This is a genomic window from Massilia niastensis DSM 21313 (assembly GCF_000382345.1).
Lineage (GTDB): Bacteria > Pseudomonadota > Gammaproteobacteria > Burkholderiales > Burkholderiaceae_D > Telluria > Telluria niastensis.
In genome coordinates this window covers 43,613-54,261 of record NZ_KB908119.1, presented here as the reverse complement: position 1 = coordinate 54,261, position 10,649 = coordinate 43,613, and the positions used below count along the sequence as shown (strand labels likewise).

Genomic DNA, 10,649 nt, shown 5'->3' with positions numbered 1-10,649 from the left:
TGGGCAATGTACATGCGCAGCATGCGCTCAAGACCGACCGGCGGCCGGCCACGACCATCGCCTTTCGGATAGTACGGCAGCAGCGCCGCAACCAGAGTTGGCCACGGCGTTGCAGCCTCGATCTCTGCAAGGAAACGGTCGCGTCGAGTCAGCTTCTTCTTGCTGGCGTACTCGACATCGGAAAAGCTCATCTGCGTCATCGATTTACTCGGAAATTGGATGCGCTATTGTGACAGCTCAGCAGATTGGCAGACGATTAAATCAGTACTTCCCTAGTGCGCCGGCCAGTCCTGCCTTGTTATGTACAGTGGTGAAAGCTTCCCATAGCACTTGGGCATCGTCTACCAGACGATATCCGGCATTCCCCGCCTGTTGCAAATAGAAGCGTGTAAATGACCAATCGGACCGGTGCGGGAAATGGAGCGGGCCATAACCGACCCGGCAGGTGGCGACGTCGGCGACATTGCGAATGCCATGGAAGGCGAGTTCGTCGACCATCAGGCGCGCGACGATCCGGGTCTTGCCGGCGCACTGCAGGTTGATCTTGGCGGCCAGCAGATCCTGCTGGCCGACCAGGAATGTGAACAGCCTGATTTGCAGCCGGCCGAGATGGTCGTGAACATCGCGCAGCCATTCATACCCGTTGTCGTCGTAACGCTGGACCTCGTCGCGAAACAGGATCCCGGTGCCGCTACCGGCCCTGGCGCAGGCTTCCTCGATCTTGTTGATCAGCCGGAGGCGCTTGGTAGGATTCGATCCGTGGTCGCGATCAGGATAGTCCACCGCTTCCAGCAGATTCGAGAAGAACGGGCCCTTGGCGTGGCGTGGCGTGGCTTGTGCTCGGCCTGCGCATGGTATGTCGTGATCTTGGGATACGTGTCGGCTGGCAGCAGTCGTAAGTATTCGATGGATCGTGTTTCACCAATGCGGGAAGCGCCATGAATCAGTGCCCCCGTGGTGCGGTAGCACAGACAGCGCATGACAAATTCGTAAATTCCTCGATGGACGGTGTCGCAATGCGATAGTTGCCAGTGGCGATGGAATGCAAATCGGGAGCGATGGACGGCGCGAGGCTGATGAGCCGCTGTAGTGCACACTGCGGATGAGTCGTGATTGCGCCGGAAGCAAGGCGCAGCAGTGTTGGCGCTATTGACGTCCACGTTACTGTCGGCTAATTTCAAGGAACGCCGCGAGTGCACACGTGCGCTTGGCTTTTGTGTGCACTAAGTACTTGTCCAGAAATAAATGCCAAATTTTTGGCAAACTGAACCGGATACGGTGCAAGGAGGACGCTCTGCCGCAGTGCGAGCACTGCTAGCAAGGGCCAACGCAGCAGCGCGCCGGTTATGGCAGCCAAAAATCACATTTATTTATGGCCAAGTACTTAGCACGCCTAATAACGTCGGAAGGGCGAATTTTAAGCGCCGCTGTTCAAACCTTCCAGTAGACGCAGGTGCAGGTCAGCCAGCTGACGCAGCTCGGCGGCGCTGACGCTTGTACAGGCTGCCACGACCCTCTCGGAAACGTCCGGCAAAGCTTGTTCTATCAGAGCACGGCCCGAATCGGTTAGCGAGATCATGACCGCGCGCCGATCTCCCAGCTTTGGATTACGTTCGATCAGGCCACGCCCAGCCAGTTCGTCACATACCCTAGTGAGATTAGCAGGTTTTTCGTGGCAAGCTTCGCTCAATGCGGATGCGGTCGAGGTCTCGTCAATACTACCGTACAGAATCGCGAGCACAATGTAGCTCGAGTCCGCAAGGTCATACTTCCTTAGCACAGAATTCATCTCATCGCGCAAGGTCTTATGCAGGAGGAAGATCATGCGTGCGACACGCATGGGCTCAACAGCGAAACCGGGCATCCGTGCCTGGACTCTACGCAATCGTTCATCAGTTGGCCCAAAGTTACTCATTCACCTTCCTTGGTGCAGCATATAAACGAAGATTGTAAACCGTTCCGCTCGCGTACCGCCATAGGGTACTGCAGGGTCAGACGAAATCGGCTATAGAAGCCTTGGCACGGCTTCAGTTGGCCTTCAGTTGTGCCTTAGCAGCCATTAGGGCAACAGCACTATCCCCATTTTGTTCTGCTTCTGCGGCCTGTGCCGCCTGGCGCTTCTTCAATCGTTCGGCCGCAACTACTTCGGGCCAATACGGGTATATAGACTGCATTTCAGTTAACGGATAAGTGCCGTCTACCCTAGCTTGTTCCAGTTCAGCAAGTACCTGCTTACGAACCGGATCGTCGGTTTGGGCAGGACCACTGGAAGCACAACCGCACAGGATAGAGACGAGAACTGCAGGAAGGAGGTATTTCATATTCATGTTGATCACCTATTATTGCAATGGATTTACACCGGCGTGGGATTGTGCGCCGGTCTGTATTTTACTACTGAATATTTCATTGGTGTAGTAAAATCTTCTTGAATCGTTCGTGACGGTGTAACAATTGCGGACGCCGCAGTGGCAGGCCCAGGCTGGCAAGGGTGGCAGGAGTGTCGAAGGGCGCCAGAATCGTCGCCCGTCAATCTGCGCCTGGTATGGGTGTTCTGAGCGCAGCCTGCACCCCCGCCTCCCAGCGGCGGTGCAGATGGCGCGCTCTGATACCGAACTCGCGGGCTGCGGCGCTCACGTTGCTGCTCGACGCCGCTAGTGCAGCACGAATCGGCTCTCTCCAGGCACAATCGCCCGTCTCATACCGATCAGAACATCGGCAGCTCTTCGTTGCGTCCCGTGCGTATGTTGTGCAGTCACATTGCAGATGCTGCTGCAAAGCCGGCCGTTTCTGTCTGGCGAGCCGCCGGTGCTGCTGGACTGGCGGCCATGGAATCGTACCTTTGGCAGCAACTACAACTTTAATCTGATCTTGGTCCACGGCGGAACGCTGTATATCGAAGCCGGCAAGACCGCGTCAGGTTTGTTCGAGACCCCCCTGGACAACCTGTGTGACGTGGCCCCGACCTTGTACATGAACGTGCCGCGCGGTTTCGACATGCTTATTCCAGTGTTGCGGAACGACGAGCAGTTCCGCAAGAAGTTCATCTCTCGCCTGCAAGTAATTTTCTATGCCGTCGCGACGCTGCCGTAGCATCTATGAAAGCATTGGAAGAAATTTCTATCCTGGAGCTAGGCTATATCGTCCCCATGGTCACGGCTTGGGGCTCCACCGAGACCTCGCCTCTGGCGACCGACTGCTATTTCCAGGCGGAGCGGTAAGGGGCATCAGCCTGCCGGTGCCGGGAGTCTGTAACTGACACCCAATGGCGACAAGCTCGAGGTGCGCGTCAAAGGGCCGAACGTGATGCCGGGTTATTTCAAGCAGCCAGAACTGTCCGCAATGGCGTTCGATAAGGACGGCTACTACATGACCGGGGGCGCCCTGCGCTTTGTCGACCTGGCAGCGCCGTACCTGGGCCTGATGTATGACGGGCATGTAATGGAGGACTTCAAGCGATCCAGTGGCACGCGGATCAGTGTGGGTTCTCTACGCTTGTCGTCCATCGAAAGAACGGCGCTGGCACAGGACTCCGCCGTCGCCGGTCACGGTCAAGACGAGATCTGCTTACTGGTATTCCCGAACGTCGGGGCCTGCCGTCAGTTGGCTGGACTGCCGAAGCACGCGTCGATCAGTGATGTGCTTGCACATCCCTCCGTGAAAAGGCACCTGCGCATGGCTCTTGAGGTGGGCCGGCAGGCGGGAACTAAATCGTCGACGTATGCAGTCCGCGATGCTGATGGAGCATGCAGCATCGGTCGACGCCCAGGAAATTACCGGCAAAGGTTACTTGAGCCAGGGGCGGTGTCAAAAAACCGCGCCACGCTGGGGCAGCGGCTGTACTCGCCATCCGCCTACCCGGGCGTCATCTCGTTATAATGAGTAAACGTCCGAACACGTGAACAGGAGGTAATTTCACTACAATGTGCTTTTTTTTCGGACGTTAATATGCCAGTTCGTAAACAAGCACTGAAGGCTGAAGGAGCCAGCGCTCGGACCCTCGTTGAGGATGTGGGTGCGGCCGGCTTACCGCTGGGGTCAGAAATCGCCGAATCGCTGTCGGGGAAATCCAGTGCTTCCAAGACCGCTGAATTGTCGGCGCAACTTGGCCAGCGGGTGCGATCGGCACGCGCCGCGCGGGCGATGACGATGAAACAGTTGGCAGCCGAATCGGGTATTTCCCTGCCGTACTTGTCGCGCGTCGAGAAGGGTGACGGCAACATATCGATTGCAGTCCTGTACAGATTGGCAATCGCTTTGAACCTGCCGATTGAAAACCTGCTGGCAGACACCGAACAGTATGGCAGCAACTATTTACTGATCATCGAGCTATTGAAGCGCCAGACCCCGGAGCAGCTTTCGGAAATTCGACAACTGCTTGTCGACCATCTGTCGGGAAGACAAGGAGCGTCCATCGTACCGCGCAAACTCGCGCTGATCGGCTTGCGCGGGGCCGGCAAGTCGACGCTGGGACCATTAGTTGCGGCCGAGCTGAAGGTTCCCTTTGTAGAACTGAACAGGGAAATCGAGCGGGAAGCCGGCATTGGCCTGAACGAGATTTTTTCGATTTATGGGCAGGCCGGGTACCGCAAGCTGGAACGGCGCTGTCTGGAACGGATTATTAGGTCCTATCCGGAAGTCGTATTGGCAACCGGCGGCGGCATCGTCGCAGAGCCGGCGACGTACGAGTTGCTGCAGCACTCGTTTTATAACGTGTGGCTCAAGGCGACTCCGGAGGAACATTTCGAGCGCGTGATGGCGCAGCACGATGTGCGCATCGCTAGTCCGCAGTTGCGGCAGGACGCCATGGAAAACATCGTGCGTACCCTGGAGGCGCGCGAAGGTTTGTATCAACTGGCCCACTTGACAGTAACAACCTCGCACAAGAGCGTGCAGCAACTGACGCAGGAATTGGCAAGCCTGTTGGGACATCCGCAGGGAACAGGTGGAAGTTCATCGAACCCTGTCCGGGTTAATCCAGAAATCAGCGTGAAGTGAGAAGTGGATCAGTCTGAAAATTCAACCGTATTGCAGTGGTCGGGACCGGTGTGATCGGAGCCAGCTGGATCGCTTACTTCCTTACAAGGTCTCGATGTATCCGTGACAGATCCGATGCCGGGCGATGAAGCGAAGCCGCGCGATGCAGCCAGCACCCACTGGCCCAGCATGGAACGCCTTGGATTGGTCGAGGGCGCGTCTATGCACAGGCTTTTCTTCGGCGCCGATCTCGCGACCGCGTTGAAAAATGTCGACTTTGTACAAGAAGGCGGGCGGGAAGGGGAGGATCTCAAAACGGAACTATTTCGTGCAATGGACGCACTGCTTCCAGCAAGTGATCATGGCGTCGAGTTCCTCGGGCTTGCTAATCGGCCATGTGCAAGGCGCATGCCGGCATCCGGTGCGGGTCATTCTCGGACATCGCTTCAATCCGCCGTACGTGATCCCCCTGGTAGAAGTGGTTGACGGGAGCAGACTTCAACGGACACGGTGCAGCGAACGCTGGCGTTCTACACGGCGATCTGCAAACGGCCCATCCATCGGCGCAAGAGGTGACGGGCCACATTTCGAACCGGATCGAGGCCGCGCGATCGCGCGAGGCGTTTCACCTGGTCGGCCAGGTGTTGCTAGCGTCGCCGACATCGATACGGCGATCTCGCACGGTCCCGGGTTACGCTGGACCCTGATAGACCATTCCTGAACTACTCCTGTCGGGTGGCGAGGGCGGGTACGCGACTTGCTCGATCACCCCAGACCTCCGGTCAAGAGCTGGCGGGCCGATCTGGGCGCATCTTTCATTACCGGGGACCTGAAACAAAAAATTTGTGCCGGGATGAAGGATGCGCTGCGCAGAATCGAGTTGGCCTGTTGGCGCCGGCCGGCGCGCGACCAACTGCTGACCGGATTGATCGAAGCAAAGGAGGCAGCGCGCACGCCGTCATAAGTCGTCATACGAAGTAATTTCACGAAAGAAACGAAGTAAAAGTGTGAACACAACGGTTGCGTTGCGGCATCATGAAGTCGAAGATCATCATCTAACCTAGCGGAAAACCCGGGTTATGCCCCGATAGAACGGGTCGTCAGTTCACGAAGCCCGACGTGGCGGCGCATTGAACGCCCTGCGCCTCGATACGGACGACGAAGGAGCCGAGCGAGACCCCAGTAACCGTGAACGTACCGGTTGCATTGCTGGGAAAGACCTTCGAGACCCGTATTCCCGCGGGCGCGCCGTCCACGGAGACGGACGACTGGAAGAACGAGCGGAGGGCTTGGATGCTTTCGCACATCTTTGCAAGCGCCGCAATGGAAAGCTATGATGCCATCGAACGCTCACTGCGCGAGAACGCGACTGTCATCTGGAATGGGGCGCTAGCGTCTCCATTCCTGACGACGCATTGGGCTCTGTCCGATCCCAAAGCTGGCCGACCGGTGACATTGTTTCTACCGGCGCGTCGTAGACGAGAGACACTTGATGCGGAAATTTTTAACAAGGCAGCGCATCGCGCCTGGCAGGTTGATCGGTTGAGCCAGATCGCCGAATAGCCACCATCGGCGTAACACATGGATAGTTCCGTGAGCTCAGTTGCGCAGCCCATACAAAACGGCCGAGTCAAGATACGAGAGCTACCTCACGGCATCAATTGCCCTGCCGCGAGGGGGGCCGGTTCGCCTTCCTCAAAGGCTCGTGCCAGGCGCAGCGTCTGCTGCCCGTATACAACATCGTCGTGTTCACGCTGCTATGCGCGAGCAGCGCTGCGACGCTTCGAATATCCTGCCCCTTGAGCAGGTTGGCCGTGGCGAAGGTATGTCGAAGACACTGCGCGATGCTAGGCTCCTGGCGTCGATGTAACGCACCTCGATGTCGGCGTTGCATTTAACGGGCTGGAGTAACCAAGCAGGCAGTCGCCGGTGACGATCCAGCATACTTCGCGCCGATCGGTCTCGATCCAGAAATCTGCATGCTCTCCTTCACGGTAAACTCACATCCGGGGGTAACGAAAAAGGCCGCCATTTGTCAACTATCATAAAGACCTCCTATGGCTTGTTGGCCGTCCGGAACGGTACTGGTCCGGTCGGCTGCCGGGCTAGGGCATCAGGTGCGATGCCTTCAGCCACTGAACAAAATGTTCGGGCCAGTGGTCGGCGCTGGTGGGTACTCCGCGCATGCCGAAGCCGTGCTCACCTGCTGCGTAGATGTGCAGCTCTGCCAGCTTGCCGGCCGCACGCCAATCCTCGAAGATCGGCACACCGGCATATCCCAGCAAGCCGTCGTCGGCCGCCAACGCGACGAAGATTGGCGGCGCATCCTTGGGGACTGGTCGCTCAGGCGCCCCGCCATAGATCACCCCGACGAAGTCCGGGCGGCTCGCCGCACTGTAGCCGGTGGCCACGTTCATCGCCGTCATGCCGCCCGCGGAAAAGCCGATGATGCCGATCCGTTGCGGGTCTAAGCCGTAATCGCTGGCGTGCGTGCGTACCCATTGAATGGCCGCGAGACCATCCTGTTGGGCCAGCGGCTGCGCCTTGCTGTCGATGAGGTCGCCGCGCGTCATCCGTGGTTTCGCGCTGCGCATGCGCGCGCCGACCGTACGCATAAAGCCGGCGGTATCCGTCGGAGTTGAGTCAAGCCGGTACTTCAGGACGAAGCAGGTGACGCCGCGCTCTGCCAGGTAGTTTGCCAGCATCATGCCTTCCGTATCGAAGGACAAACTGAGAAAGGCGCCGCCGGGAGCGATAACGAGCGCCGTGCCATTGGCCTTACCGGGTGCCGGCCTGACCGGGTAGACCGCCGGCTGGGTAACGTTACGGACGGTGCGGTGCCCGAACATGGTTTCCCAAGTTTCGGTGGCTGGCGAACCGGCGGTCAGTAGCGGAATCGAGGCCTCGGTGGCAGGGCTAGCGGGCTTGGGTGGATTGGCGGCGAAGAAGGCTGCCACGTCCATCTTGGCCGGCGGCCCGGATGGTTCGGTGGCTTGCGCGTAAGTGGCGTGGGCCAGTAGCAGCGCGGCGACGGCAACGCTGCAGCGCAGCGGAAGAATTATCTGCATGAGTATCCGTTTTGGTTTTCTGGCACAGGCAGCAAGCCGGCCCGTTCCGGGGCTGGCCGACACGGATTAGAAGCTGTAGTCGAGCGTCATACCTACACGGCGGTGAGAGTTCTCCCCCAGGCTGTAGGCGAAGCCGGAACCTGGACCCTTGCCCGGCAGCGGATCGAGGATAGCGTTTGGCACTCGCTTGTCGCTCAGGTTACGCGCATACAGCTGGGCGCTCCATTTGCTGTCGGGCGAGCGCAGGGTCAGGCGCAGCGACGAAACGTTGTGACCTCCGAAGCCGCAACTCGCTTCAAGCGAATTGCACAGGCGCACACGGCTCTTATACACAATATCGCCGCCGAGCTTGAGTTCATAATCGCCCGGCAGATCCCAGCTGTAATCGCCGGAAAGCGTGGCCTTTGTCTTCGGCGAATATAGCAAGCGCTGGCCATCGCTGCTGTTGTTGCCAATAGTAAAACCTTCCGGGTACTCGGTATCCAGGATCACGGCCATGCTCATGCCGAGCTGCAGCTGCGGCAGCGGACGAGCACGGATATCGGCCTCGAACCCCTTGGTAACGACTTCCGGCACGTTTAGCGGAATGCAGCCCAAAGCACCGGCCGAAGTCAGCGTGCAGTTCTGCTCCTGGAAGTCCTTGATCTTGGTATGGAAGGCAGCCAGGTCGACGTCGAGCCTGCGGTCGAGCATGGTGAGTTTAGTGCCCAATTCAATGCTGGTCGGCAGCTCGGGTCTGATCAAGGTGCCAGTGAAATTGCCCGAGGTAGTGGCCGCACCGACGACAGTATCGTTGTCGATCTGCGGACCCTTATAGCCGCGACTGACAGTGCCATAGACATTCGCCAACTTCGAGATTACATGCTGCAGCCCGACCTTGCCAGAGACATTGGTCTCACGGACACTGCCGCTTGCCGTTTTGACGGTGGCGGGTAGTGCAAAGGGTGCGAACCTCACCACGCTGGACTGGCTATAATCGCTATGGACAGCGTCGCGCGTGTACCGCAGGCCAGCTATCAGGCTGGTTGCATCGGTCAGACGAAACGTAGCCTGGCCGAACAGCGCCTTGGTCGTCAGGTCGGCCGTTGCGCCCGAGTTGTTCACGATCGAGCGCGGCACTGGTGGCGAAGGAAGAGCTGGGTTTGGCAGGATCGTGGTAATCGTGCGATTATCGTTCGATGAATCGGCATAGAACAAGCCAGCAACGTACTCGAAGCGCTGTCCGGTTGGCGACGCGATGCGCAGCTCCTGCGAGAATTGTTTGGAGTCCTGGTACGGCGTCAGGTTGCGGATCTTGTCGTAGCCGAGCGACATGTCGACGGCGAGATCGTTCGGACCAACCTCACGGGTACGGTAGGCGGTAATCGAGGTCAGGGTGTTGCCGCTGCCCAGCGTCCAGTCGAGCTGGCCGGACAGGCCGCGCACCCGACTACGCGAAAGTTCTGCGGCGTCCGAGCAAATCTGATTGTTGGTCGGGGAGACGGTCACGCCGCAGGCAGCGAATTCAGCCAGCGGGCGGTGGTTACCGGCGGTATTAGTGACATTGGCAACCATAGGCGCGAAGAACGCCGCGTTTTTGGTCTTGGAATTGGATGCTTCGCCGATCAGGTTAAAACTGATGTCCCTGTTGGGCTTGAGCAGGTATCGCAGGCGCAGACCACCATTGTCGGTGACGCTGTCTTTGCCCGTGAAGACGTTGTGGTAGACACCCTCGTTGCGCTCAGCCAGACCGGAAATACGCAGGGCCGAGATATCGTTGATCGGCACGTTGGCGGTCGCACGCACGGCATTGCCGTGCGAACCCTTGAGTTCGAGTTGCACATTGCCACTGGCATCGCCGATCATTGGCGCTTGAGTCGACATGTTGAGTACACCGGCCGAAGCGTTCTTGCCGAACAGGGTACCCTGCGGACCACGCAGCACTTCCACGCGTGCCAGGTCCAGCATCAAGCCACTGGCGGTGGCGCCTTGCGGCACGCCGTCCACGACCACGCCGACCGAGCTTTCAGCTGAAATCGTGAACACGGCGGTGCCGATGCCACGTATCGATGCGCTGCCGCCGGGGCCGCCGGTTCCTTGGTCGCCGAATTCAAGCGAGGCCGCGGTGCGGGACAGGTCGCCGATGTCCTTAACGCCAGCATTGGCCAGCTGGGCCGCATTGACCACCGTCATCGCGACCGGCACTTCCTTAACGTTCTGACTGCGCTTCTGCGCCGTCACGACCACGGTCTCGATGCCTTGGTCGGCTTGCTTGGCTGCGACTGGCGATGCGCCGCTGGCATCTGCCTGGGCAAACGCAGGGTTCCAGATCGCCGCGAGGCTAAGGCTTAAAATGGTCATTGGGCCACGCGCGAAAGGGGTGTGCATTGAGGGCATGTCGTCTCCTGTTGTATGCCGGTCCCGTCGGACGGCGTGTTGTGATGTGTGTTTGCTGGCATGGCCGGAGTCTTGCGCTCCAGCACAGTCGAATCAAGTATAGGCACGGGACTCGGCGGTTCTAAAGTCGTAATCCGTGATACCAGCTATCGCCGGCGGAAAGTGATGATCAAGCGCTGATCAATCGAATGCGCTGATACGTCGTATTGCAACTCTGGGCTTCGAGGCTAG

At 58.7% G+C, this 10,649-nt stretch carries 14 protein-coding genes; 7 read left to right on the top strand and 7 right to left on the bottom strand.

What is annotated here, in order from left to right; translation table 11 throughout:
* The 4 genes from H162_RS33445 to H162_RS34360 form a co-directional block, all read right to left on the bottom strand.
* Positions 1 to 200 (bottom strand): transposase (locus H162_RS33445; RefSeq protein ID WP_020655612.1); only part of this gene is annotated, 200 nt, incomplete at its 3' end.
* A gap of 61 nt (positions 201 to 261) precedes the next feature.
* Positions 262 to 783 carry a hypothetical protein gene (locus tag H162_RS35015; RefSeq protein WP_020655611.1) on the bottom strand — a complete coding sequence of 174 codons (522 nt, stop codon included), beginning with the start codon at positions 781 to 783 and terminating at the stop codon, positions 262 to 264.
* A gap of 634 nt (positions 784 to 1,417) precedes the next feature.
* Entirely contained in the window at positions 1,418 to 1,915 is a 498-nt protein-coding gene (locus H162_RS0121745; RefSeq protein ID WP_026354926.1) for a MarR family winged helix-turn-helix transcriptional regulator, read from the bottom strand.
* 112 nt (positions 1,916 to 2,027) lie between these two features.
* Positions 2,028 to 2,327 carry a DUF4148 domain-containing protein gene (locus H162_RS34360; protein ID WP_156885747.1) on the bottom strand — a complete coding sequence of 100 codons (300 nt, stop codon included), beginning with the start codon at positions 2,325 to 2,327 and terminating at the stop codon, positions 2,028 to 2,030.
* Between the two features lie 430 nt (positions 2,328 to 2,757).
* Here H162_RS34360 and H162_RS34790 point away from each other — a divergent pair, with 430 nt between their 5' ends.
* The 7 genes from H162_RS34790 (at position 2,758) to H162_RS34350 (ending at position 6,537) form a co-directional block, all read left to right on the top strand.
* Complete coding sequence (locus H162_RS34790; protein ID WP_169444542.1) at positions 2,758 to 3,090, top strand: hypothetical protein; 333 nt, start codon at positions 2,758 to 2,760, stop codon at positions 3,088 to 3,090.
* A gap of 189 nt (positions 3,091 to 3,279) precedes the next feature.
* Positions 3,280 to 3,876 carry an AMP-binding protein gene (locus H162_RS32835; protein WP_156885746.1) on the top strand — a complete coding sequence of 199 codons (597 nt, stop codon included), beginning with the start codon at positions 3,280 to 3,282 and terminating at the stop codon, positions 3,874 to 3,876.
* Between the two features lie 69 nt (positions 3,877 to 3,945).
* Positions 3,946 to 4,995, top strand: coding sequence for a helix-turn-helix transcriptional regulator (locus H162_RS0121725; protein ID WP_084677090.1), 1,050 nt, complete (start codon positions 3,946 to 3,948; stop codon positions 4,993 to 4,995).
* A 114-nt stretch (positions 4,996 to 5,109) separates the two neighbouring features.
* A complete protein-coding gene (locus tag H162_RS35770) occupies positions 5,110 to 5,460 on the top strand; it encodes a carnitine 3-dehydrogenase (protein ID WP_371846871.1) in 351 nt (116 codons plus the stop codon).
* Positions 5,372 to 5,695, top strand: a complete 324-nt coding sequence (locus H162_RS35670) for a 3-hydroxyacyl-CoA dehydrogenase NAD-binding domain-containing protein (RefSeq protein WP_371846872.1) — start codon at positions 5,372 to 5,374, stop codon at positions 5,693 to 5,695. The genes H162_RS35770 and H162_RS35670 overlap by 89 nt, the downstream gene beginning before the upstream one ends.
* A 36-nt stretch (positions 5,696 to 5,731) precedes the next feature.
* Positions 5,732 to 5,938, top strand: a complete 207-nt coding sequence (locus H162_RS35665) for a hypothetical protein (protein ID WP_307188085.1) — start codon at positions 5,732 to 5,734, stop codon at positions 5,936 to 5,938.
* A gap of 224 nt (positions 5,939 to 6,162) precedes the next feature.
* Positions 6,163 to 6,537: a hypothetical protein gene (locus tag H162_RS34350; protein ID WP_156885745.1), complete on the top strand. Its 375-nt coding sequence runs from the start codon at positions 6,163 to 6,165 to the stop codon at positions 6,535 to 6,537.
* A 94-nt stretch (positions 6,538 to 6,631) separates the two neighbouring features.
* Here the strand turns inward: H162_RS34350 and H162_RS33430 are convergent, their stop codons facing one another.
* The 3 genes from H162_RS33430 to H162_RS0121710 all read right to left on the bottom strand — a co-directional run bounded on the left by H162_RS33430 (position 6,632) and on the right by H162_RS0121710 (position 10,409).
* Positions 6,632 to 6,868 carry a tyrosine-type recombinase/integrase gene (locus H162_RS33430; protein WP_084677089.1) on the bottom strand — a complete coding sequence of 79 codons (237 nt, stop codon included), beginning with the start codon at positions 6,866 to 6,868 and terminating at the stop codon, positions 6,632 to 6,634.
* Positions 6,869 to 7,079: 211 nt separating this feature from the next.
* Entirely contained in the window at positions 7,080 to 8,042 is a 963-nt protein-coding gene (locus H162_RS0121715) for an alpha/beta hydrolase (RefSeq protein WP_020655606.1), read from the bottom strand.
* A 66-nt stretch (positions 8,043 to 8,108) separates the two neighbouring features.
* Positions 8,109 to 10,409 carry a TonB-dependent receptor gene (locus tag H162_RS0121710; RefSeq protein ID WP_229452183.1) on the bottom strand — a complete coding sequence of 767 codons (2,301 nt, stop codon included), beginning with the start codon at positions 10,407 to 10,409 and terminating at the stop codon, positions 8,109 to 8,111.
* Positions 10,410 to 10,649: the final 240 nt, after the last annotated feature.

Coding starts and splice junctions, on each gene's coding strand:
- H162_RS35770 (WP_371846871.1), top strand. CDS start 5,110: ATGCCGGGCGATGAAGCGAAGCCGCGCGATGCAGCCAGCACCCACTGG.
- H162_RS0121725 (WP_084677090.1), top strand. CDS start 3,946: ATGCCAGTTCGTAAACAAGCACTGAAGGCTGAAGGAGCCAGCGCTCGG.
- H162_RS0121710 (WP_229452183.1), bottom strand. CDS start 10,409: ATGCACACCCCTTTCGCGCGTGGCCCAATGACCATTTTAAGCCTTAGC.
- H162_RS0121715 (WP_020655606.1), bottom strand. CDS start 8,042: ATGCAGATAATTCTTCCGCTGCGCTGCAGCGTTGCCGTCGCCGCGCTG.
- H162_RS33430 (WP_084677089.1), bottom strand. CDS start 6,868: ATGCAACGCCGACATCGAGGTGCGTTACATCGACGCCAGGAGCCTAGC.
- H162_RS34360 (WP_156885747.1), bottom strand. CDS start 2,327: ATGAATATGAAATACCTCCTTCCTGCAGTTCTCGTCTCTATCCTGTGC.
- H162_RS0121745 (WP_026354926.1), bottom strand. CDS start 1,915: ATGAGTAACTTTGGGCCAACTGATGAACGATTGCGTAGAGTCCAGGCA.